Annotated in this window: 21 protein-coding genes and 1 pseudogene; 6 read left to right on the top strand and 16 right to left on the bottom strand. The window is 66.3% G+C overall.

The window, feature by feature from the left end:
- Positions 1 to 47: 47 nt before the first annotated feature.
- Together murJ and AB1411_10140 are read right to left on the bottom strand one after the other, a co-directional pair.
- Positions 48 to 1679, bottom strand: a complete 1632-nt coding sequence (gene murJ, locus AB1411_10145) for a murein biosynthesis integral membrane protein MurJ (protein ID MEW6543956.1) — start codon at positions 1677 to 1679, stop codon at positions 48 to 50.
- A 47-nt stretch (positions 1680 to 1726) separates the two neighbouring features.
- Positions 1727 to 2173 (bottom strand): isoprenylcysteine carboxylmethyltransferase family protein, encoded by a 447-nt coding sequence (locus AB1411_10140; GenBank protein ID MEW6543955.1) that lies wholly within the window; start codon positions 2171 to 2173, stop codon positions 1727 to 1729.
- A gap of 470 nt (positions 2174 to 2643) precedes the next feature.
- On the opposite strand from AB1411_10140, the gene AB1411_10135 reads away from it, so the two are divergent.
- The 4 genes from AB1411_10135 (at position 2644) to AB1411_10120 (ending at position 5712) form a co-directional block, all read left to right on the top strand.
- Positions 2644 to 3150: a hypothetical protein gene (locus AB1411_10135; protein MEW6543954.1), complete on the top strand. Its 507-nt coding sequence runs from the start codon at positions 2644 to 2646 to the stop codon at positions 3148 to 3150.
- Positions 3151 to 3206: 56 nt separating this feature from the next.
- A complete protein-coding gene (locus AB1411_10130; protein MEW6543953.1) occupies positions 3207 to 3899 on the top strand; it encodes a hypothetical protein in 693 nt (230 codons plus the stop codon).
- A gap of 72 nt (positions 3900 to 3971) precedes the next feature.
- On the top strand, positions 3972 to 4922 hold the full coding sequence (locus AB1411_10125) for a hypothetical protein (protein ID MEW6543952.1): 951 nt from the start codon (positions 3972 to 3974) through the stop codon (positions 4920 to 4922).
- A gap of 31 nt (positions 4923 to 4953) precedes the next feature.
- A complete protein-coding gene (locus AB1411_10120; protein MEW6543951.1) occupies positions 4954 to 5712 on the top strand; it encodes a class I SAM-dependent methyltransferase in 759 nt (252 codons plus the stop codon).
- Between the two features lie 152 nt (positions 5713 to 5864).
- Here the strand turns inward: AB1411_10120 and AB1411_10115 are convergent.
- From AB1411_10115 to hpnJ, 8 genes and pseudogenes are all read right to left on the bottom strand, one after another.
- Positions 5865 to 6233, bottom strand: a pseudogene (locus AB1411_10115) (hypothetical protein).
- Positions 6234 to 6248: 15 nt separating this feature from the next.
- A complete protein-coding gene (locus tag AB1411_10110) occupies positions 6249 to 6974 on the bottom strand; it encodes a DUF433 domain-containing protein (protein ID MEW6543950.1) in 726 nt (241 codons plus the stop codon).
- 101 nt (positions 6975 to 7075) lie between these two features.
- Positions 7076 to 8368, bottom strand: a complete 1293-nt coding sequence (locus AB1411_10105) for an FAD-dependent oxidoreductase (protein ID MEW6543949.1) — start codon at positions 8366 to 8368, stop codon at positions 7076 to 7078.
- Positions 8369 to 8376: 8 nt separating this feature from the next.
- Entirely contained in the window at positions 8377 to 9513 is a 1137-nt protein-coding gene (locus tag AB1411_10100; protein ID MEW6543948.1) for a DegT/DnrJ/EryC1/StrS family aminotransferase, read from the bottom strand.
- A gap of 7 nt (positions 9514 to 9520) precedes the next feature.
- Complete coding sequence (locus tag AB1411_10095; protein MEW6543947.1) at positions 9521 to 9916, bottom strand: EamA family transporter; 396 nt, start codon at positions 9914 to 9916, stop codon at positions 9521 to 9523.
- Positions 9917 to 9966: 50 nt separating this feature from the next.
- The gene (gene hpnI, locus AB1411_10090; GenBank protein MEW6543946.1) at positions 9967 to 11136 is read right to left on the bottom strand and encodes a bacteriohopanetetrol glucosamine biosynthesis glycosyltransferase HpnI; all 1170 of its coding nucleotides are present in this window, start codon (positions 11134 to 11136) and stop codon (positions 9967 to 9969) included.
- Between the two features lie 22 nt (positions 11137 to 11158).
- Positions 11159 to 12007, bottom strand: coding sequence for a hypothetical protein (locus AB1411_10085; GenBank protein ID MEW6543945.1), 849 nt, complete (start codon positions 12005 to 12007; stop codon positions 11159 to 11161).
- Positions 12008 to 12190: 183 nt separating this feature from the next.
- Entirely contained in the window at positions 12191 to 13627 is a 1437-nt protein-coding gene (gene hpnJ, locus AB1411_10080) for a hopanoid biosynthesis associated radical SAM protein HpnJ (protein ID MEW6543944.1), read from the bottom strand.
- Positions 13628 to 13816: 189 nt separating this feature from the next.
- On the opposite strand from hpnJ, the gene AB1411_10075 reads away from it, so the two are divergent.
- Positions 13817 to 14086: a hypothetical protein gene (locus tag AB1411_10075; protein MEW6543943.1), complete on the top strand. Its 270-nt coding sequence runs from the start codon at positions 13817 to 13819 to the stop codon at positions 14084 to 14086.
- A gap of 77 nt (positions 14087 to 14163) precedes the next feature.
- Here AB1411_10075 and AB1411_10070 read toward each other — a convergent pair whose 3' ends face one another.
- The 4 genes from AB1411_10070 to AB1411_10055 all read right to left on the bottom strand — a co-directional run bounded on the left by AB1411_10070 (position 14164) and on the right by AB1411_10055 (position 17823).
- Positions 14164 to 15618, bottom strand: coding sequence for an ankyrin repeat domain-containing protein (locus AB1411_10070; GenBank protein MEW6543942.1), 1455 nt, complete (start codon positions 15616 to 15618; stop codon positions 14164 to 14166).
- A 297-nt stretch (positions 15619 to 15915) separates the two neighbouring features.
- Positions 15916 to 16956 (bottom strand): tetratricopeptide repeat protein, encoded by a 1041-nt coding sequence (locus AB1411_10065; protein MEW6543941.1) that lies wholly within the window; start codon positions 16954 to 16956, stop codon positions 15916 to 15918.
- Positions 16957 to 17015: 59 nt separating this feature from the next.
- Positions 17016 to 17558, bottom strand: coding sequence for a DUF2231 domain-containing protein (locus AB1411_10060; GenBank protein MEW6543940.1), 543 nt, complete (start codon positions 17556 to 17558; stop codon positions 17016 to 17018).
- Positions 17559 to 17613: 55 nt separating this feature from the next.
- A complete protein-coding gene (locus AB1411_10055) occupies positions 17614 to 17823 on the bottom strand; it encodes a DUF2283 domain-containing protein (protein MEW6543939.1) in 210 nt (69 codons plus the stop codon).
- 423 nt (positions 17824 to 18246) lie between these two features.
- Here AB1411_10055 and AB1411_10050 point away from each other — a divergent pair, with 423 nt between their 5' ends.
- Positions 18247 to 18840 carry a hypothetical protein gene (locus AB1411_10050; protein ID MEW6543938.1) on the top strand — a complete coding sequence of 198 codons (594 nt, stop codon included), beginning with the start codon at positions 18247 to 18249 and terminating at the stop codon, positions 18838 to 18840.
- A gap of 52 nt (positions 18841 to 18892) precedes the next feature.
- On the opposite strand, the gene AB1411_10045 is transcribed toward AB1411_10050, so the two are convergent.
- The gene (locus tag AB1411_10045) at positions 18893 to 20377 is read right to left on the bottom strand and encodes an FAD-dependent thymidylate synthase (protein MEW6543937.1); all 1485 of its coding nucleotides are present in this window, start codon (positions 20375 to 20377) and stop codon (positions 18893 to 18895) included.
- A 93-nt stretch (positions 20378 to 20470) separates the two neighbouring features.
- Positions 20471 to 21529, bottom strand: coding sequence for a putative sulfate exporter family transporter (locus tag AB1411_10040; protein MEW6543936.1), 1059 nt, complete (start codon positions 21527 to 21529; stop codon positions 20471 to 20473).
- Between the last annotated feature and the right edge of the window lie 235 nt (positions 21530 to 21764).

Below are 21764 nucleotides of genomic sequence, written 5' to 3'. Positions count from 1 at the left end.
AGTCACCGCTTTCTTCTTGCCACCTGTCTTCATGATGCTTCTCCGAATCATGCCCCTCGCCCCGTGCCTCGCGCCTCGCGCCCGATCCTCCGTTTGATGATCCCCCACAACACATCCAGTTCCTCCGACCGGAGCAGGGCATGGACGCCCAAGTAGCCGGTCACGCTCAGCCCGACGCCCACGCCCAGCATGACCGTCTTGGCCAGCCACTCCCCCTGGCGGGTCCAGACGGCCGCGCCGCCCACCCAAACGCAGGCGAGCACGAGCGGCAGGAGCGCAACCAAGTCCCGGCCCGCCGACCGCCGGACGGAGCGCCAGTCGAGGCCGCCGAGCCGGCGGTTCAGCACCGCCACCAGGATCGCGCCATTCACCATCGCCGCCAGCGCGGTGGCCAACGCGAGCCCGGCGTGGCGCAGCCAGCCCATCAACAGCAACGACAGGGCGAGGTTCGCCAGGACCGCCGCCGCCGCCGCCAGGGCGGGCGTCCTCGTGTCCTGCATCGAGTAGAAGGCCGCGACGATGATCCGCACGCCGGCGAAGGCCCAGAGCCCGACCGCGTAGCAGAGCAGGGCCGCGGCGGTCGCCGCGGTGTCGGCGGCGGCGAAGGTCCCGTGCTCGAAGAACAGGTGCACGATCGGCGTGCGCAGCAGGATCAGCCCGGCCATCGCCGGCAGGATGATGAACAGGATCATCCGGAGTCCGAAGGCGAGCGTGCCGCGCAACTCATCCACCGCGCCCCGGGCCGCCTGCGCCGAGAGGGTCGGCAGGATGGCCGTGCCCAGGGCCACCCCGAAGATGCCCAGGGGAAACTGGATCAGCCGCATCCCGTAGAACAGGTAGGTGGGCGCGCCCGCGAAGAAGGAGGCCAGGATCGTGCTGACCGTGATGTTGACCTGCGTCACCGACATGCCGGCGAGCGACGGGACCAGGAGGGCGCCGATCCGCTTGACGCCGGGGTGCCCCGGCTGGAAGCGCCAGCCGAACAGGAGCCCGCGGCGCCGGAGCCCCGGCACCTGCATGGCGAACTGCGCCGCCCCGCCGACCACCACGCCGACGGCGACGCCCAGGATCGGCTCGGCCAGCGCCGGCGACGCGAACAGGGCGAACGCGATGATGCAGACGTTGAAGAGGACCGGCGAGAAGGCCGGCGCCGCGAAGGCCCGGACCGAGTTCAGGATCCCCATCGCGAGCGCGGCCAGGCTGATGAACAAGAGATAAGGGAACATGATCCTGGTCAGCAGCGTGGTCGTGGCCAGCCGGACCGGGTCCTCGTGGAAGCCGGGCGCCAGCAGCCAGACGATGGCCGGCGCCGCCAGGATGCCGAGCAGCGTGACCGCCGTGAGGATCGAGAGCAGGGTGGTGAAGACCGCGCTCGCCAGCTCCCAGGCGTCCCGCTTGGCCCGCAACGTCTGGTACTCGGTGAAGACCGGCACGAAGGCCGAGGACATCGAGCCCTCGGCGAACAGCTCGCGCAGCAGGTTCGGGATGCGGTAGGCCACGAAGAAGGCGTCGGCGGCCGGCGTGGCGCCGAACAGGCGGGCCAGGACCATGTCCCGGACGAAGCCGAGGATCCGGCTGGAGAAGGTGGCGGCGCCGATCAGCCCGGCGGCCTTGACGACCCGGTGGTTCTCGTCCTGCGCGGGGGCCGGCGATGCGGCAAGGCTGGCGGGATCGGACATCGCGGCGATTCTAGCTCAAGCGGCCCCGCCAGTCCATCGGAAGAGGGTCAGAATACGAACGGCACGAGGCGGAACGTTCGGGCCCGATACTCCCGGTACTCGCCGAAGCGTTCGATGAGGAAACGTTCCTCGCGGAGGAGCTTCGCGATCAGGTCGGCGAGCAGGACCAGCCAGAACGTCAGCCTGAGGCCCGTCGCCTGCTCGAGGACCAGGACCAGGGTCACTCCCAAGAGCGCCGTATACATGGGATGGCGGACGTACCGGTAGGGCCCCTGCGTGACGAGCGTCGCCCCGTCGCGGACGTCGGGGAGCACGTGGAGGGACCGGCGCGGCATCGTGAGGATCGCCCACAGGCCGAGGGCCAGGCCGAGCCCCGCCAGACCGAGCCCGGGCAGGCTCGCGGGCACGAGCGGCCCGGTCAGGAGGATGGCGGCGACGCAGAGGAACTGGACCGCGACCAGCAGGAAGGAGACGAAGCGACTCGACCCGGACATCATCTCCGGCACATTCGGCACCGCGAGGCGCCCGCTATCCACCGCAGCGTGAGGATTCTAGCCGAAAGGTCCTGAACCGTCCATCGGGCGGCTCCGCTCCTTTCGCCTGGTAGACGCTGGAGCCCCCGGAGCCTTTCCCAGGGCCGCTCCGGAGGCTCCTTCGTCACGCCCCGCACTGAACGGAGGCACGACGCACGGCACGACGAGTTGACTGGATCATGGTCGGGATCAGCCTGGCCGGAGGGCTTTTCGGTGGGGCGTTGTCCGCCCTGGCCTTCATGGGAGCGCCGGTGGTGGGGCAGGAGCCGGAGCGGACCAAGGTTGTCCAACCCTGACCGACGGCTGCGGGCCGGTGTCACGAAATCGCCATCCTCCTTGACACTCATGCAAGGGAAGGGCTAGCCTTCGCACCAGTGTTCTGCGTAATGGATCGGTGCGATGGACCTGGATGACCGAACAGAGGGCCGGCGATGAGCCTCGCTGGCCGAATCGCGTGGCTCATCCCGGCGATCGCGGGATGCGCGCTCACCGGCTGCGTGATGGAGCGGTGGTCGCAAGAATACACCACTGCCCGCATTGACGAGGCGATCGCACGCTACAAGGCGGCGTCGGCCAAGGTCGCGCTCGGCGACGCGCGGGACCAGGTGCTCGATCTCCTACAGCCGACCCAGTTCGAGCTGGAAAGCAACGAGATCAAGCCGCCCGTGGCCTTCACGACGGTCACGGATTCGGGGCGGGAGAGCCTGGTCGAGATCCATTATTTCCGCTCGGCCCGCCACTTGGACGAGGCCCCCGATTCCAACGGCCTGCCGCCCAACGACGACTTCACCCCGTACATCTTCACCGATGGGGTCCTGACGGGAATCGGCTGGCAGACCCTGGCCACCCTCCGGTTCCGGAAGCCGGCCGCTTCCCGTGCGTCCCCACCCCACGGCTACGCGTGCGACCAGCTCGGTCCTCTGGCGGGCTGTTTCTAAGCAGCCGGCGGCTACGGAGAAGCCGGCAGCAGGGACGAAAGCGAGGGAGGAGAACGATGAGGAAAGCGTTGGCTCTGTCCGCGACCGCCGTGGCGGTGATGGCGTTCGGCGGATGCATGGTGTCCCAATCCAAGTATCAGGCTGCGGTCGCGAATTCGGAGGCCGCCAGGTCGGATCTCGAGCGGGAGCAGGCCCAGACCAAGGCGCTCGACCAGGAACTCAAAACCCTCCAGGCTCAGACGAGCAAGCTCTCCTCCGACGCGGAGCTCGCCAAGTCCGAGGTCCAGCGGCTCAAGGACAGCATGGGGAAGGAGCAGGACAGCGCCGACGCGCGCGCCCGCGATCTGGACCAACGGGTCAAGGAATTGACGGCCCAGCAGCGGGGCCTGCGCAAAGAGTACGACGACGTGAAGCGCCGCAACGCTTCGCTCGAGGCCACGGTGGTCCGCCTCCAGAAGGAGCTGAAGGCGCAGCAGCGGCCGGCCGGCCCGCCGGCGGCGCCGCTGGCCCCCCGCCCGGCTGCCCCCCCGTCGAAAGCCGGCGCGCCAAGCCCCGGCCCGTCTGGCCCGCCCCAGGTCGCCGGCGCCGCGCCTCCCGCGAAGGAGGGGGCTGTGCAATCCAAGCCCCAGGAGGCGCAGGCCGCGCCGAAGGGCCCCGCGGCGCCGGAGCCGGCGCCGGCCCAGGAGGAAACGGGCTTCCTGGCCATGATCAAGCGCTGGCTCATGTCCATCTGGCACTGGTTCTTCTGACCGGCCCGGCCCGCTCACGTCATATCGGGGATGGATCTTGCGCGCCGAGCGCTTCTCGCCGCCGCGTGCGTCTTGGCGACGGCGGTCCCGGCGCCGGCCCAGTGGGCCCTCGAGGCCGAGAGCAACCTGTTCTATGCGAGCGACGTCTCCCTCTTCTCCGCCTCGCGCCGCCTGGCTTTGATGGAAGACCCCACGCAGCCCGTGGTGGACGTGACCGGCCAGGGGTCGGACATGGTCTTCGAGCCGGCGGCCGAGCTCAAGCGCGCGTTTACGTCCGGCGGGGGAAAGACCGAGCTGTCCGCGAAGGGTCAGGGGTTCGTCTTCGCGCAGAATCCCGTCTTCAACCACGGCACGCTCCGCGTCGAGCTCGAGCAGGACCTTCCCTGGAGCAGCCTGCTGCGCCTGGATTATTACTACGCGCCCCACCTTTTCCTGGCCCGGAACGCGGAGCGGCGCAGCGGGACGAGGCAGCCGACCGACGAGCAGGTCACCAGCCACATCTGGAGCGCCCACCTGGAGCAACGGCCATCCCAGGCCGTGACCATCAGGCTCCTCAGCCGCTACGGCTTGCGGCTCTACAACGAGGCCTTCGCCCAGCGGAACACCCGCTTCTGGACGATCGGGCCGCACGTGGAATGGGCGATCACGCCGCGCATCGATCTGACGCTCGGCTACCACTACGAGCGGGGGCTGGCCGACGGACGCAACCAGCCTCAATTCAGCGACGACGTCTCCTACGTCAACCATTACGTCGCCGTCGGCCTGGGGTTCCGCCTGACGAGCCGAGCCTCCCTGTTCCTCGGATTCGACTACGAGCGGAACGACTTCACGAGCGCCCTGGCCGGCGACGACCGGCGCGGGACCGCGGAAAACATCTATCAGGGGGAGGCGGAACTCAAGCAGGCGCTGACCGAATCCGTCACCCTGACGGCCGGATTCCAGCGCTCCATGAGGACCTCCAGCGTCGGCTCCCGCGGCGTGAACGACAGCAACCTCTGGGTGGGAGCGGAGTACCGGTTCTGAGGGGACGAGGGGGCGGGAGGCCTGGCACACGGTGAGCGGCGAGCCGATCCGGATTTTCGACTCTCAGGGTGACGAGTACCGGCGCGCCTTCCAGGTCTTTCTCGACCACACCGACCAGAAGAGGAACGCGCGGCGGTGGCTCCAGGGACTCCTGGACCGACTCCCGTCCCGGAACGTTTTCGTCGACGCCGGGGCCGGCAGCGGCGAGGTGACCGCCTGGCTCGCCGGCTCCTTCCGGCGGACCATCGCGGTCGAGCCCAATCCCCTCTTCTGCGAGCAGCTTCGGCAGCGGCTGCCCGAGGCCGTGGTCCTCAACCAGCCCATCCAGACCGCGACGCCGCTTGAGCCGGGCGACCTGGTTCTCTGCTCGCACACCTTCTATTACGTCGACCGGAGCCAGTGGCTTGCGAGCCTGGAGCGGCTGGCCTCCTGGCTCTCTCCCGACGGGACGGTCGTCCTGGTCCTTCAGAACCGGGACACGGACTGCATGGCGATGCTGGAGCGGTTCGGCGGACAACGGTACGACCTAGCCGGGCTGGGCGAGGCCTTCCGCCGGAAGCACGGAAGCCGATACGACGTCCGGCTCGACCTGGACGAGGCTCACGTCGAGACGCGGGATCTCGATGCGGCCTACTGGATCGCCGAGTTCATGCTGAACCTGGCTCCGCTCGCTCACCCGCCCCTGCGCGCCGACGTGGAGGCCTACGTGCGGACCCGCTTCGCCACCGGCGACGGCCGCTACCGCTTCTCGAATCACCAGGACTTCCTCCAGATCCGCCCGCGCCGATAGCCGAGCATTGGCTTTCCTCGGCAAATTCGCGAGCCCGCAAGGCAACGACCGCCAGTCGCCGAAGTCTCAATGACCTCTTCCGGCGCCTCCTCCTCGGGCATTTCGAGGGGAATTGAAACCTTGAGGCTTAGGCGGACCGACCAGGCCCGGTCCTACCGAAAAAGCATCCGCACCGAGCCGCTCCTGGTGATTCCGGCGATGAAGGGTCTCTCGTGTTTCTTCAGGAATCGTGTGATGGCCGGAAGCGCCTTCACGAAGATTTGGGCCATTTCCTCACCCTGAAGATCACCGGAGGTCAAGATAAAAGCCGCTACCTTCGCTTTCATCAAGGCCGTGCGCTCCAGATGACGATACCTGATGCGCTGGTCTTTGGTAAGAACGCTCCATCCCTTTTGTCCAACCTGTGACAACCAGTCCTCGTCCTTCGCATCGGGAGAGAAGTGGTCGTCATGGACCTGGACGGTGGCGCCGGCTTGGCGGAGGGCGGTGGCGATCCGCTTTTTTCCAAGTGACCGATCGAGGAAAAAGACGGGGGATCAGGCGGCTTCGAGGTGGAGTTCGCACCTGATGGCTTCTTCGATTTCGAGCCGCCGGCGTCCATAATCGTCCACTAAATCGTCCACGGATTCGCCCGCCTTGTAGCGTTCTGCGATCACGGCGGTCGGGATGCCCGTGCCCGCGAGCACGGGTCGGCCGAAGGAAACACGTGGATCGATTACGACGGCCTTGGGCTCTTCCTTCAACTCCTGGGGATCTCGCTTCCTGGTGAATGGATAGAGTTTCACCGGGATACCGGCCTGGTCTCTTTCGATCCGCTGCAAATGGGCCTGGAGCACCTCGCGCACCGCGAGCTGTCCGGCTTGCGAGACGTTGATCAACTGGCTGAATTTCTTGACAAAGAGATCCAGCCCATCAGTTTCGAACTCCTGATCGGCCAGAGGATGTCTGGAAGGAAATTCCTTTGACAGATAGCGGACCGCGATCCTGACCTTTTCGAGAGGGATGTTGTGCTTCCGACGAATCGCGTCGAGGACGTGGACTTCGACCAGGTTCATGAAGGACAGCAGGTTCGTTCCCGGATCAGGCAGGCGAATGACCGGGCTGGAGAATTGTCCGCCCGCCTTGCTGGGGTAATACCGACCGGAGACCCAGCAGCGGATGGTGGTAGGCGGAATAATCAGGTAATGGGCAGCCTCCATGATCCCGTAGGAGGGCATTTCTCTCACATCGTCGTTGCGGAAGGCTGCACTCCTCTTTGCCATATGCCAGACTCTTTATAGACCGAGGCTGCGCCATGGTCAAGCCAGGAAGCCCTCTCACCTTATCCCTTGACCCCGAGACTGAAGCGAGGGGAAAAGATGGATCAGGACGGGTTCCGGCTCTTTTCGGCGAGGCGCTTCGCGAGCCTGGAGTGCAGGGGCTCCTCGATCAGCCCTTCGACGGCTTGCGGCTCGGCCAGCCTGATTGCCTTCACCGGTTCGATCCCGAAGTGCCGGCAGACGTTCGCGGCCAGGCTGAAGCAGAGGGAGAACTTGCCCGGGAGCGCGAGCGTGTAATGCCCCCGGTCGATGATGTGGTAGAGGTAGTTCCGGATGAAGGACGATGACGAGACTTCGGTTTTGTAGCCGAAGAAGAGGTCGGCGCCCTTCTCGTCGAAGTCGCCGAACACCCTGCGGGCCATGCGCACCATGCCGGCCCGCACCCGATCGAGGACCTCGGGGCCCACCTGCCGCGAATCGTGATAGACCGCGTTCCCGATCAGCGAGTATTCCAGCCCGTCGTTCCGGTGGCAGAGATGGTTGATCGTCTGGTCCATGTGGGGAGACATCCGCACGAAGTTGAGGTCGGTGAGCGCGGGATAGACGACCAAGAGCGGGCTGATGAAGACCTTCGTGGTGCCGTCGAAGGCCGTCGTGTCCTTGCCGGTCGCGAGGATCGTATGGCGGGCCGGGATGCGCATCTCGCCCGACTCCAGCTTGGCGAGCACCGCCCCCCTGTCCAGGCTGAGCACCTTGGCCTGGGTCCTGACCGTCCCCCCGCAGGCCAGGAAGGACCGCAGGAGGTCCTCGGCGATCCTTTGCGTGTTCATCGCCCGGTCGCGGGACTTGAGCGCGAAGGCCACGTGCTCCAGGTTGACCCCCAGGGTCGAGCCGTGCACGACGTACTTGAGGGGCTTGGCTCCGAAGCCCATCTGGTGGCTCAGGCTCCGCGACGTGTCCAGGGTCTCGAACCAGGACATACGGCGCTTGGCCCGGTACAGGGCCACGGCCCAGGGCAGCTTCCACTTCCAGCTCACGCCGTCGGTGCTCGTGTAGACGTAGAAGTTGGTGCGGTTGGAGAACCAGCCGTCCCGGTCGGTCGTGTAGATGTGCTTGTCCACCCGCAGGTTCATGCCGGGGAACCCGCTGTAGTAGTCCATGAGGTCGTCCAGGTTCCCGACCATCGTGCGGCAGAAAAAGTTGCTCGGAAGCGCCGTGTAAAGGGCGCCGGTGTGGAACCAGCCCTGCTGCTCGGCCGAGGCCTCGGAGCAGAGGGTCCGGTTCTTCTCGAGCAGGATGACCGAGGCCCCCGACCGCTGGAGCATTTCCGCGATCGCCAGCCCGGCGATCCCGCCCCCGACGACCGCGAAGTCCCGTATGCGCTCCCCGTCGGCCATGGGCCTCCTCAGGACAGGTGCTTCACCAGCATTTCGCCGACGTACCGGGCCTCGTCGTCCGCCATGCCGGAGGTCAGCGGCGGGCAGAGATGGTTCGGGCACCAGCGGTCCGCGCCCGGATAGGCCTCGCCCGCGCAGATGCCTTCGAACACCGGCTGCTTGTGGCACGGGAGGTCATAGACCCCGCCGCCGCACGTCACGCCGTCCCCCGCCAGCGCCTTCTTCAGCGCCTCGGTCTGCTGGCCCTCGGGGACGTGGACGATCAGCTTGTACTGGCTCGCCGCGTCCATGTGCCTCGTGGAGACGTAGCTGAGCCCGGCCCGGTCCAGCTCCTTCGTGATGAGGTCGTAGGCCCGTTGGCGCTTCCGGATCATCTCCGGCAGCTTCCGGAGCTGGATCAGGCCCAGCACCGCGCTCGTCTCCAGGATCCGGCTCGAGTTCCCGAAATCATGGTGCAGGCCGCCGTAGTTCATCCCCCGCTTCCCCTGGTTCCGGAACGACCGGGCCAGGTAGTCCTCCTCGTCGCTGTTCGTCGTGATCATGCCCCCCTCGAAGGTCGTCATGACCTTGGTGGGGAAGAACGAGAAGGCGGCCGCGTCCGCCAGGTTGCCGGACATGACGCCCTTGAGCCGGCTCCCGTGCGCGTGTGCCGCGTCCTCCATGACGAAGAGTCCCTTGCGGCGGCAGTAGGTCACGACCTCCGGAAAGTCCGGCGCGATCACCCCGCCGATGTGCACCCACATGACCCCTGCGACGGGCGGCCCCTTCCGCGCGCGCCGGCCCTCGACCGCCTCACGGACCATGGCCAGGCTGGGGGTGAAGGTCTGCTTCTCCATGTCGAGGTACCGGACCTCCCCGCCGGCCCGGATGACGGCGGCCACGGTGGCGAAGTTCGTGTTGGTCGGGACCAGCACCGTCTTCTGCTCGACCTTCTTCAGGCGCAGCAGGATCTCCAGCGCCGTCGAGCCCGTGTTGACCCCGATCGCGTGCTTCGTGCCGACGTACTCGGCGAAGGCCCGCTCGAACCGGGCCGTGTAATCGCCGAGGATCAGGGTGCCGGAACGCAGGATCTTGGCCGCCTCCTGCTGGAACTCGGCGATCTCGGCTTCCGTGACGTCGAAGTAGAACGGTTTGATCGGCAGCATGGCGGCCCTACGACTGCGCGGAGGTCGGCTCCCCGCTGATCGTGATCAGCAGCACGCCGACGATCACGAGCACGATGCCCACCCAGCGGATCGGCGGAACGACCTCCTGCAGGATCGTGATCGCCAGCACCGCGGCGAACCCGTACTCCATGGCCGTGAACGGCACGGCGACGGTCACGTCCGCCCAGGAGAGCGAGGCGATCAGCAGGAAGTAGAAGATCCCGTTCAAGACCGTGCCCAGGATCACGTAGGGGTTGGCGAGAGCCTGCCCGAAGTACGACATCAGAGCCGCGGGCGCGTACGCCTCCAGGGCCCCCACGTCCTGCATCCCGCGGCGGATCAGCACCTGGCCGGCTGCGGTCGCGGCGGACGCAACAATCATAGCCACAACGACGCGAAACATCAGCTTCCTCCTCGTTCCGTTTGGTCCGCAGAACAGCTCCAGGAAAGTCTTCACGACCGCGCCTCCCGGGGCACCAGCCGCCCGTTGCGGGTCAGCACGAACTCCGCCCCGCGCCAGATCACGGTGCGCTGCGTGAACGCCAGCGCCCAGGACGCGAGCCCCAGCACGTCGCGCACGGGCAGCAGCCACAGGCTGCGCAGTCCCTCCCGGTCGCCGAACGCCGCCAGGGCCAGGGCCCCCGTCGCGAGCCGCACCGTCAGGGCGGCGGCCAGAACCGCGAGGCCGACCGGGTCCAGGAGGCGCAGCAGCGCATAGAGCAGGGCGAAGGGCACGGATCGGGTGAACACGGTCGCGAAGAACCCGCCCGGCCTCGCGAAGCGCGTGTTCTGATCCCAGTACACCTGATGGCTCCACCACTGGCCGGCGGACTGCAAATCCACCGTCGCTTCGAGCAGGTAGGGGATCACGGCCATTTTTTTGCCGGACTCCCAGATCCGCCGGCCGATCTCGTAGTCCTCCACCAGATAGTCGCCGAGGCTTTCCAGCCCGCCGATCGCCTCGAGGGTCTCGCGCCGGATCGTGATGGACTGCCCGTTGCTGTAGCCCGAGGCTCCGGTCGCGAGCGCAAAGACCACGCTCGGCAGGAAGTCCGCGTTCATGCTGAGGAGCTCCAGCTTCTCGTACCAGCGGTCCGCGCAGACCGCCTTGAACGGCGCGCAGACGCACCCGACCGCCGGGTCGGCCAGCGGCGCCACGACAGCCTTCAGATAGTCGGGCCCGACCCGGATGTCGCTGTCGCTGATGACGAGAACGTCGTGGCGGGCTTCGGTCAGGCCGCCCAGCAGATTGTTGACCTTCCCGTTCATGCCGGCCTGGACGCTCTTCACGACGACCGAGACCCTGCCGGCTCCGAACTCCCGCTGCAGCTCGTAGAGGAGCGGGATGGCCGGATCGCGGTCCCTCTGGGCGGAAAAGACGACCTGATAGTCCGGGTAGTCCTGCAGGCAGAAGCTGCGCAGGTTGGTCCTGAGGTTCTTTTCCAGCCCGTAGACCGGCTTGAGCACGGTCGCCGGCGGCCAAGTCCGGGCAGGAGGCGCGGCGGAAGCCATGGCCTTCCGGCGGAAGCGCAGAGCCGTCGGGACGGTCAGGAGCCCGTAGACGGCCCCCCCGACCACGGGGACCAGGCAAAGCCACTGCAGCAGGGCCATGAGAGAAGACACGGGTTCTCCTACGCGCAGCGCATCACTCGGTGTACACGGCCAGCTCCAGGCCGAGCAGGATCAAGCCGACGGGAACGACGTAGAGCTTGGGCTTCCAGGCGAGCCGCTCCATGGCGTCGGCCAGCCAGCCGGCGGCGATGAGGAGCGCGGTCAGCGCCATGACGTTGTGCTGCTTCACGATCAACGCCATGTCCATGCCGGGGCTGTGCTGATGCTCGTGGAACAGGAGCGCCACGCCGGCGACGGCCAGCACGGCGCCCATGGCATAGCCCGCGTAGGGGCTCGCCTTGAGCTTGGGCGCGACCAGCATCGTGTAGAGACCGACCGCCATCGGGACCAGCGACAGGAGCTTGTGTTGCAGCCACTCGCCCGACCCAGGACGGTTATAGCTCTCCATGAACGTGGCGTCCAGCGGCCAATCGGTCGGGTCCGCGTTGAACAAGATGTGGAGGCCCATGAGGAACCAGATCACCCCCATCCCCTTGCGGAGCAACGGATAGCGGCGCTGCGTCAGCCGGTCCGCGAGCACGAGCAATCCGAGCGCGAGCACGGCCAGGCCGCAGGAGCGGTGCATGAAGAGCGAATAGGCCCGCTCCTCCTCCCGCGTGATGCCCCCGCGGACGATGATCTTGGAGGGGTCCACGGGCTCCTCGTGAGCCCCGGCCGCATGGTGGTCGTGGGCGGCTGGCGGCGCCTGGTCCGCCTGGCTCCCGTGGCCGGCGGCGTCATGGGCGTCGTGCGCCTCGTGCGGCCCGGCGTCGGCGAAGGCCGGCGCGGGCCCCAGGAGCAGCCAAGCCAGCCCCAGCCAGGAAACGGCCACGGCAACCCAAAGACCTTTCGATCGGATGGACAAGGACCGTCTGTTCGTCATGACTCTCCCTCAAACGAGAAACGAGGCCGAACGGTCTGGTGAACCTTGTATGAGGAGGCCGAAGCGGCCCTGGACGGTCGCGGTGAATCCTGCACGCCGCCTACCGGCTAGGGGCGAGAGGCAACGGGGCAAGGGACTTTGCAGGGGAGGAATTCCTCTCGCTCGTGCCTCGTGCCTGTGTTCTTAGGCGGTGACTTCTTCGGTCCGCGCGAAGCGATGCCGCTTGGCTCGCGTCGAAAAATACTCCCGCGCTTCGGAGAGCAGCCGGCGGCGCTCGTACGAATCGGCGGCCATGCGGCGCAGGAACCGGAAAATCACCTTCGGGCGGAAGTAATAGCGCTCGTAGAACCGCTCCACCATCTCCACCATGTAGCGGCGATCGAGGCCCGGATAGTGGATGTTGGGCAGCTGGTGGCCGCACTCGTCGGTCATCTCGTCGTCGGTCATGTACCCGTGCTTCCGCACGTAGCTGTCGAACTCGGTGCCCGGGTAGGGGTGCGAAATCGAGACCTGGATCGTCTCCGGGTCCAGCCGTTTGGCGAACTCGATCGTCTTCTCGATGGTCTCGGGGGTTTCCCCCGGCAGCCCGATCTGGAAGTCTCCGTGCACGACGAGCCCGGCCCTCTTGCAGTTCTTCATGAACTCGATGGCCTGAGCCGTCGTCGCCCCCTTCTTGATGTTGTTCAGGATCGTGTCGTCGCCCGACTCGAAGCCCACGACCAGCAGCCGGCAGCCGGCGTCCTTCATCGCCTTGAGGGTCTCGTAGTCGGTGTGCACGCGCGAATTGCACGACCAGGTGAACTTCAGCGGCTTGAAGGCCTCGCAGACCTCCAGCGCCCGGGACTTGGCCCAGGGGAACGTGTCGTCGTCGAAGAAGATCTCCTTGATGTCCGGGAAGTATGCCAGGGCCTTCTTTACCTCGGCCACGACGTTGTCCACGCTGCGGGTCCGCCAGGGGTGCCCGCTGATGGTCTGCGGCCACAGGCAGAAGGTGCAGAGGGCAGGACAGCCGCGCGAGGAATAGAAGGACACGTAGGGGTGGAGCAGGTACGGGATGTTGTACTTTCGGTGGTCCAGGTCGCGTTTGTAGATGTCCACGGCGAAGGGCAGCGCGTCCAGATCCTCGATCGCGGGCCGGTCCGGGTTGTGCACGATCTTCCCGTCCTTCCGGTAGCTGATGCCGGCGATTGTCTCCAGCGGCTGGCCCCAGGCGAACTCGGCGACCGAATAGTCGAACTCCCGCCGGGCCACGAAATCCACCGCAGGGCAGGCCGTTAGGCTCTCCTCCGGCTTGACCGTGACGTGCGGGCCCACAAACGCAATTTTCAGGTCCGGTTTGGCCGCCTTCATCGCTTCGGCCAAGCGGGTGTCGCTCCGGAACCCCGCCGTGCTGGTGAAGATCACGACGAACTCGTAGTCGCGCGCGATGGCGACGGTGTCCTCGGGTGTGATCCCCTGTGCCGGCCCGTCCACGAGGCGGCTGTCCTTGATCAAGCCGGCCGGGTACGCGAGCCAGACGGGATACCAGAAGGAACGCACTTCCCGCGTCGCCTGGTAGCGTGCGCTGGCCCCCCCGTCGAATTGCTCGAACGAGGGCGGGTTCAGGAGCAGGGTCTTCATCGTCTATCGCCTCCTTCTCGAATTCTCAAGCAGGAACGAGAGGTTATGCACGAAGTCCTGCACTATACCCCATCCCCCGGCCATTTGGGAAGTAAAAAATGTGGCGCGGGGCCGGTCCGCCCGCTCTTGTCTTCCCGTACCCGTTTGACTACAATGACGCCCGTCAACGCTCCGGGAGGGAGACCGACCGTGAAAGGCTTGCGGTTCGAACGGCTGGGCAACGGCCATTACTACAAGGTCGTGCTGCATATCGGCAGCATCTACGTGCCCGTGAGCGACGAGACCCTCGTGGAGCTGAAGAGCCACAGCCTGCTGCCGGCCGAGCGATTTCTCGAAATCCTGCTGGACCGGGTCGGCTATTCGTCCTACCTGAAGGATCAGATCCGGGCCGAATTGAAAAGCGCCGGTGATCCCCTCACCCAGATCACCGTCCTGCAAGGCGCCATCCGCGACCTCTGAGCGGTGGTCAGGGGGCAGTGGTCAGTGGACCTACTGTCCTTCTTCCTTCACTGACCACGGACCACTGACCCCTTGCCTTACGGTTTCGATGTACCGGCGCGCTCGACTAGGCGGACGCCCTTGGACAGCAGGCCGGGGCTGCCGAGCAATTGCGGCGTCTGATCGTTGTTGAACTCCCGCCTGGCGGTGCGCTCCACCTGCGGCTTCAGATATTCGTAGACCTCGGCCAGGTCCACCGATCCGTCCTTGTTCGCGTCCGCCTCGCCCCGCAGTCCCTTGAGGAAGAAATAGGTGAGCAGCCCGTGGCCCTTCTGATCATAGGTGCTGGAGACTTGATCGCCCTTGCTGGCTGCGAGGACCACGGTTTTCCCGCCGGCCAGCACCGGGTTCTCGACCGAAAGCACCATCGGCCTCATGCCCTTGGCGATCACGGACCGGCCGCCGGCGCCGGAAAAGCAGGAATCGAGCAGGACGACGACCTCCTTGGCCGGCAGTTTGCCAAGCTGCTCATAGAGCCGCTTCAAGGGATAGCCGGTTGCCTCCACGAAGCTTGGGTCCCCGTCATAGGGTACGAGATAGGCGTCGCCGGTCTTGGGATTCGGCGCCCCATGCCCGGAATAGTAGACGAACACGGTGCCGTCTTTCTCGACGCGGTTGGGCAGCCAGTGTTCCAGATACTTTTCCATGTCCGTGCGCGTGGCGTTCTCGTTCACCAGGATCGCGACGTTCTCCTCCGAGAAGCCCATGCTCTTCGTCAAATAGGCCCCCATGACCCTGGCGTCCTGAGCGGCGAAGTCGGCCTTCGGCAGCTTGGTGCGGTACTGCTCGATCCCGACCACGACCGCATAACGATTCTGCTTGGTTCGTCCCGCAACCGGCGGCTGGTCCACATCGCTGTCCTGAACCCTGGCTGAAACTGGAGGGACGGACGAGGCCGATTCGGGAGAGGACGCCACAAACGGTGCGGTTCCAAGCTGACGCGCCTCTGCTTGCTCCAGCATCTGGGCCACGGCCGGGTGGCCCTCTCCTTTCGCGACAGCGGCGGGTGTCTCCCCATACCTGTTCGTGTCGCCGGCCATGGCGCCTCGTTCCAGCAAGAGCCGGACAACCTGCGCGTGCCCGTGCTTGGCCGCATCGTGCAGCGCGGTATCACCATACGCATTCTTCGCGTTTACGTCCGCGCCGCGATCGAGCAGGAGCTGTACAGCCTTGAGCTGGCCGGCTCCACTCGCCCAGTGGAGAGGAGTCTGGTCATGGGCTATCCTGAAGTTGACATCGGCCCCGCGATCGAGTAGCAGCTCCATGACCTGCAGGTGCCCCCTCGCCGCGGCCCAGTGCAGGGCCGTCGCATGAAGCCATTTGTCGCCAGGATCCCCTTCTTCGTTCACCTGGGCTCCCTGGTCAAGCAGCGTGCGTACGGCCTGGACATCGCCGCGCTCAGCAGCGGTATGCAAAGGACTCGCGCAGGCGCTTGCGACCAGCGCCGCGCCGAGCACCAGCAGCCCCGCCACGAATCGGCTTTCCGGTTTCATAGTTCTTCCCACAGCACTAGCAGAAACGGGGATAGGTCCGTCACGACCTATTCCCGTCGCTCCCTCTCCGTTGTCAGGGTGGAACGGATGGCCGGTGAAGGCTGCTGACGGCGGGAGCGTAGCTTCAATGGCCAGATTGGGTGCCGGCCGCCGTTCCGCCTAGTCCGATGAGGCGGCTGGCCAACGGTGAGACTCGCAGCAGCCACCCGGACTCCATTGCATCGTCGAGCAGCCTGAATCCGGCCACCGTTCGTCACCCTTCCTGCTCCGTGCCGCTCGTCACCCGGCCCTCCCCGTTCACACGTCCCAGGTGTTTCCCTCGCGGAACAGGTCGTTCATGATCTGGTTCTTCTTCTCCGGGTCCTTCTCCAGCCGCAGCGCCTGGGCGTAGTTCTCCATCGCCGACTGCTGCTTGCCCCGGAGGAGGTACACCTTGGCGATGCCGAGGTAGGCCCGCGCGTCCTCCGGATTCGCCCGGAGCGCGCGGTTGAAGGACTCGAAGGCCTCTTCCCGCCAGCCCTTGCCCAAGCGGATCCATCCGATCGCGGTCTCCGCCGCCCCGAAGCTGGGGTCGGCCTTCAAGGCCGCTTCATACTCTCTCTGCGCCAGGTCCAGGCGCCCGCGGCCCTCGTAGAGGCCGCCGAGCGCGAAGTGCACCTCCGCGTCGCCGGGATTCAGCCGCAGGGCTTCCTTGTACTCCAGGACCGCCGGCTCCATCTTCCCCTGCTCCGCCAGTGCGCAGGCCAGGTTCGCATGCGCCATCGCGTCGTCGGGGTGCAGCTTGATGACCTCCCGATACTGGGGAATGGCCATCTCCAACTGCCCCTGATGCTGGTAGACCACGCCGAGGTTCATCCGGGCCGGGGCGAAGGCGGGCGCCAGCTTCACCGCTTCCCGATACTCTTTGATCGCCTGCTCGGGCCGGCCGGCCCGCTCGTGGATCTGGCCGAGAAAATAGTGGGGGTAGGCCGAGCGGGGATCCAGCCGGATGGCTTCCTTGTAGCGGTCAACGGACTGTTCGGACTGGCCCGACTGGGACAGGAACAGCCCGGCCACGAGCTGCAGGTTGGCCTGCTCCGGCTGCTCTTTGAGCAGGGCCTCCACCCAGCCCCGGACCGTTTCGATGTCGGCCGCTTCCTGCAAGCAGACCGAGTGGAGCCGCCAGGCTTCCTTGAATGCCCCCTTTAGAAGATGGGTCACGTTCAGGGCAAAGTGCGGCCGAGGGTCTTGCCGGCCGGCTGCCGACAGGCCTGAGACCCAGGCCTCGGCCTCGGCCTGAACCGCGTTCCAGTCCCCTCCAATAATGGCGTCGCGGGTGCGTGCCGCGTGGTCTGGCATCGTTCGAGATCAACTCCCCGGCCCTCGACTCCTCCGGACGGCGAGTCGCGGGCATCCGGTCAATAATGAAACTTCGGCCCCTTCTCCCTCTCCTTGGGCTTCCCCTGGTGACCGGGAAGGGGCGCCTCCGGCAGCTCGACCCCGACATGGTGCCGGAAGACCAACTCCCCTCCGTACCAGCCCTGCAGCCCGGTCAGCGCCGCGCCGATCACGTTCACGATCAGGGGCATGGCGATGGACCCGCCGGGCGGGACCTCGCCCCCGTGCCGCACCGCCAGGTTCAGCCCCTGCACCACCAACAGCCCGATCCCGAAGACCAGGTGGGACGTGGCCGCCCGCTGCGCCCCCTTGAGATCCTGGAGATCTTGCCCTTCCTGCCGTTCCTTCATCACCGCCAGGAAATCCGGGAGGCCGGTCGCGGCCGCGCCCAGGTGCGTCACGAGCCCGAACAGGATCGCCCAGAAGGCCATGCGGAACCAGAAGGCGTCGGCCAGCAGCAGGTACAGGATATCGCACAGGAGCGCGGTCGAGTAGAGCCCGATCGGGAACCCCACGACCATCGTGTGGATCGGATGCCCGGCGAACTGGAGGCGACTCTTCATCGGAGCACCTTTTGTGGTGGTGACGAGCGTGTCAAGGCGGTTTCTCCACTCCGTCTCAGGAGTGAGGTTCTGCCTGCGCCAAGAGGGGCCGAAGCACATCCCGAAGCACACGGGATGCATGCAGAATCTCCACTCCCAGGAGCCCGCCTGATGCGTCATATTCCAGCGTGACGCCCGGCGCGGCTTCAACGGCCTCGGCTTCCTCGCCCGGTCGAGCGAGATACAGGACATCGGCCTTCTCGTCATAGGAGACCTGCAAGCTCATAGCGGCACCTACCGCTCCTCTGCTTCCCGGAACGCCGACACCATAAGTTCAGGAGCAATCTGTCGCAGCCCCATCCGCTGGCGGAGGTGCGTGGAGTACCGAAACGTCACGAGTGTCTCATCGCCTTCTGACTACTTCGGCGCGTCCATCGCGCAGCGGAAGCCAACAGAGCCAAAGGGTACCTGCGCTATGAAATGCTAGTCCCCCTGGCAGAGAAATTCAAGAAAGAGGGAGAGGCGCGCTTCACGGCAGGAAAAGGCCCGGCGTCCGGCAAGAATTGCCCGGCTCGGCCCTGAATCCAGCCGACCCAGCCTGTGCCAGGCGGCCCTGTTGAGCTGGCATTCACAGGGTACGAGACTTGCTCTCCCTCTTGATGAGCCTACAGTCTTCGGCCTCGCCGCTCCGAGAGAGGAGGGTACGGCCATGCGTCCATTCCCGACGGTCGCGCTCGCATGCGCGGTGTGGTTCTCATCCATCCCCGTCTCTCATGCCCTGGAGTTCGTCGCCGACCAGATCACCCGGATCAACGGGCACAGTCGCCACGCGAACATCTACTACCGTGACGACATGTGGCGTCTCGAGCTGAACGACCCGGGACCGGTCAGCGTGACGATCGTCCGCAAGGACAAAGACGTCATGTGGTTGCTCCTGTCCCGCCTGAAACACTTCAAGAGTGTCCCCTTCGATCCGGAACAGACGCCCAAAGTCTCCGCCCAGCTTGAAGGAGAGGTCGCCCGTGAGGAAATCGGCACGGAAATCCTGGACGGCCACCCGGTCACGCTCTACGAAGTCACCGTCCAGCAAGGCTCGCGCGAGGTGGGCTACTACCAGTGGCTCGCCACCGACATCGGATTCCCGTTGAAGCTGGCCCGCAAGGACGGCCGGTGGCAGGTCGAGTACCGGCGCGTGAAGCTGCACACGCTGCCGAACTACCTGTTCGAACTGCCGATGAACTACCTGCCGCTGGAAGAGTTCGACCGGGAACGGCTCCAGACGGACCAGAAGCCGCGGATGTAGGTCGCCAAAGGATTCCCGCTGGTGCCGAGGGCTGAGCGCCGATGGCTGAAAGCTATCTCGTGAGACTATCTTCGACGTCCGGCGGCGTGGCCTTGATCTGCTCGCCCAGGTAGGGATAGCGTTCGGCGATCTTCTGCTTCATCAGCCAGGCCACGGTCCGGTAGGACCAGTGGCCCTTCACGCCGGACCGGAGCCGGGAGACGTATTCCGCCTCGGCAAAATCCATTTTGAACAGACATCGGACCTTGAAGCCGAAGGGAGTGGCGTAGAGAGCCGCCTCCTGGTGGGTCTTGCGCAGTCCCTCGACGTCCTGCTTCACCGCCTCCATCGCCGCCCGGTAGTCGGCTTCCAGCCCCGCGTCGGTCAGGGCCTGCGGGACGTCGTAGCCGTGGGCGGTGGTGAAGGGCTGCTGGACCTGCTGGCAGCGGCGGTGCCGGTGCAGGTCGCGCCAGCCGCCGATGTCCATCAGCACGTCGAACAGGAAGGCGTAGCCGCTGCGGAACTCCTTGATCAGCTCGTCGTTCGGCCCCCGCTTCCGCAGGGCGACCTCGACGGTTTCCTGCTTTTGCTTCTCGGTCCAGTCCTTCACCGCCGACAGAATCCGCCGGTAGGGCGCCTGGCTGACCCGGTAGAGCAGCGTCGCCGCGATCTCGTCCAGCGGATGGTGCGGCTCGATCAGGTCCACGGCCGGGACGGAGCCCCAGGCAGCGGGCTGGTCCAGGCCTGCGGCCTTGAGCGTCTCCTTCGCATGCCGGGCCAGGTCCGTATAGACCTCGGCCTGATAGGCGCTGGGCCGGGCGTGCCGGGCCAGCGTGGGGGCCAGAGGCTCGGCCATGCCCGCCGTCTGGCCGGAGAGCTCGCCCCAGACGTTCACCGGCGGCCGAAGACAGGCCTCCTTCAACTCCTCTCCGATCGCCCGCAGCTCCGGCAACTGCGAGGACAGCAGCCGCGTGATCTGCTTCTCCAACGTCCGGATGCTGACCACCTGCCCGACGTTCGTCTTGGCCGCGAGCGGGAGCAGGTAGCGGGTGACGTCGAAGGCGCGGGCCGCGATGGTCCGGTCGTAGTCGGCCGGCTTCATGCTCTCCGGGCGGGGCGAGCGTTCGGACAGGAAGCGCTTCAACGGGTCGTGGAGGAGCCGGTAGCAGTTGAAGAGGCTTCGCAGGATGCCGCGGTAGACGCCCTCCGTCTCCGTGTCGCGGATCGCATCGGGCACGTAGCAGCCGCTCGGCCCGAAGTTCTGGTACCGGCTTGACTTGGCCTGCCCGTCCCAGAGCGGCTCATCCTCCAGACGGATCGCGGCCAGCTCGGAGATGTGCTCGAAGCAGACGATGACGTGGCCCAGGTCCGCGATCGAGGCGTGGCCGTAGGCGAAGTAGAACTGCTCCCAGAATTTCTCGGACGAATGGGCGTGGACCCAGCGGAGGCTGTCCTCGATCGAGTCCGGCGAGCGGCTGTAGCGGGCCAGCGCGTAGGCCGACTTCTCCGGCGGCATCGGGGCGACCGCGAGCACGCGGCGGGCTGGGCCGTCAGTCATGAACATCCTCGTGACGGGTGACGCGTGATGCGTGACGAGAACTGAAGCCTGTGGATATTCGCCTATTCCTTGTCACGTGTCCCCTGTCACGCGTCACGCAAAGAGGAGATAGGCGGCGCCGAGCGCGAGCACCGTGTTGGCGACCGTCGCCAGAAAGTAGACGAACACCGGCTTCCACCCGACCCTGGTGAATTCCCCGAAGGCCAGCTCGAGCCCGATGCAGACGAACGCGACGGTCAGGAACCAGTTGCGGAGCGGGACGATCGCGCCCTTGACCTGGTCCGGAGTCAGGAACCCCAGGGTCGTGACGAGGGAGGCGACCAGGAAGCCCAGCACGAACTTGGGGAACCGCGTCCAGATGTCCTTGGGATCCGGCTTCCGGTCCGGCCGCCGTTCAATCACGACCACCCAGTAGAAGGCGAGCAAAAAGGCGGCGAAACCGATCAGCGCGTTCTGGGACATTTTGACGACGGAGGCGACCCGCATGGCCGCCTCGCTGTGGATCGCGCCGGCGCCCACCACGGCGGACGTCGTGTCGATGTTCCCGCCGATCCAGGCCCCGGCCACGTCGGACGAGAGGCCCAGGGCCTTGGCCGCATAGGGCTGGAGCAGCATCAGGGGGAGCGCGAAGACGATGACGAGCGTCGCGACGTAGGTCAGGTGCTCCTTCTTGGCCAGGACCGCGCCGGCCGCCGCGATCGCGGCCGACACGCCGCAGATGGACACGGAGGCGGCCATGAGCGCCCGCAGCTTGGCCTCCAGGCCGAACCAGCCGGCCAGATACCAGGTGAAGAAGAAAACCGCGGTGACGACGAGCACGGCCTGCACCATGCCCTTGGCCCCAATCCGGAGGACGTCCGCGAAGTTGATCGTGGCGCCCATGAGGACCAAGCCGGTCTTCAGGAAAAACTCGGTGCGGAACGCGGCGCTCAGCCGCTCGCGCAGGCCGGCCAAGCTGATCGCCAGATTCGCCGCCAGGCCCACCCCCACCGCCCAGAGCGGATACTCCAGGAGGTCCCGGCCGAGCCAGGCCTTCCCGGCCTGCGTCAACCGGTTGGCCGCCACGGCCAGGAGGACGACGAGCAGGAACGAGAGGGCGGCCATGAGCCGGCCGGTCGCCTCCTCGGCATCACGCGCGCCTGCGTCGCTCACCACGGCACCAATCCGAGGAACCCCGCCGCGACGGAGCCCACCAGGCTCAGCCCTACGACGACTGCCAGCCAGTCTTCGTTCATAACCACGATGAATGATGAACGCAGAACGATGAACGAACGTCGGCCCTTCCAATCATCGTTCAGCACTTTGCGTTCTGCGTTGCGGGTAGTGCGCCGCACTATAGCGCCGCGGGCGAGGCTTCGCAAGCAGCTTAGTTGGGTATCATTGGTCA

Source organism: Nitrospirota bacterium (assembly GCA_040757595.1).
GTDB lineage: Bacteria > Nitrospirota > Nitrospiria > Nitrospirales > Nitrospiraceae > JBFLWP01.
Note: the sequence above shows the minus strand (reverse complement) of the source record. Positions and strands in the feature narration are given on the sequence as shown.

What these genes read in the sequence shown, in the direction of transcription:
- murJ (MEW6543956.1), bottom strand. Translation starts at nt 1,679, where the DNA reads ATGTCCGATCCCGCCAGCCTTGCCGCATCGCCGGCCCCCGCGCAGGAC.
- AB1411_10140 (MEW6543955.1), bottom strand. Translation starts at nt 2,173, where the DNA reads ATGTCCGGGTCGAGTCGCTTCGTCTCCTTCCTGCTGGTCGCGGTCCAG.
- AB1411_10135 (MEW6543954.1), top strand. Translation starts at nt 2,644, where the DNA reads ATGAGCCTCGCTGGCCGAATCGCGTGGCTCATCCCGGCGATCGCGGGA.
- AB1411_10130 (MEW6543953.1), top strand. Translation starts at nt 3,207, where the DNA reads ATGAGGAAAGCGTTGGCTCTGTCCGCGACCGCCGTGGCGGTGATGGCG.
- AB1411_10110 (MEW6543950.1), bottom strand. Translation starts at nt 6,974, where the DNA reads ATGGCAAAGAGGAGTGCAGCCTTCCGCAACGACGATGTGAGAGAAATG.
- AB1411_10105 (MEW6543949.1), bottom strand. Translation starts at nt 8,368, where the DNA reads ATGGCCGACGGGGAGCGCATACGGGACTTCGCGGTCGTCGGGGGCGGG.
- AB1411_10100 (MEW6543948.1), bottom strand. Translation starts at nt 9,513, where the DNA reads ATGCTGCCGATCAAACCGTTCTACTTCGACGTCACGGAAGCCGAGATC.
- AB1411_10095 (MEW6543947.1), bottom strand. Translation starts at nt 9,916, where the DNA reads ATGTTTCGCGTCGTTGTGGCTATGATTGTTGCGTCCGCCGCGACCGCA.
- AB1411_10085 (MEW6543945.1), bottom strand. Translation starts at nt 12,007, where the DNA reads ATGACGAACAGACGGTCCTTGTCCATCCGATCGAAAGGTCTTTGGGTT.
- hpnJ (MEW6543944.1), bottom strand. Translation starts at nt 13,627, where the DNA reads ATGAAGACCCTGCTCCTGAACCCGCCCTCGTTCGAGCAATTCGACGGG.
- AB1411_10070 (MEW6543942.1), bottom strand. Translation starts at nt 15,618, where the DNA reads ATGAAACCGGAAAGCCGATTCGTGGCGGGGCTGCTGGTGCTCGGCGCG.
- AB1411_10065 (MEW6543941.1), bottom strand. Translation starts at nt 16,956, where the DNA reads ATGCCAGACCACGCGGCACGCACCCGCGACGCCATTATTGGAGGGGAC.
- AB1411_10060 (MEW6543940.1), bottom strand. Translation starts at nt 17,558, where the DNA reads ATGAAGAGTCGCCTCCAGTTCGCCGGGCATCCGATCCACACGATGGTC.
- AB1411_10055 (MEW6543939.1), bottom strand. Translation starts at nt 17,823, where the DNA reads ATGAGCTTGCAGGTCTCCTATGACGAGAAGGCCGATGTCCTGTATCTC.
- AB1411_10050 (MEW6543938.1), top strand. Translation starts at nt 18,247, where the DNA reads ATGCGTCCATTCCCGACGGTCGCGCTCGCATGCGCGGTGTGGTTCTCA.
- AB1411_10045 (MEW6543937.1), bottom strand. Translation starts at nt 20,377, where the DNA reads ATGACTGACGGCCCAGCCCGCCGCGTGCTCGCGGTCGCCCCGATGCCG.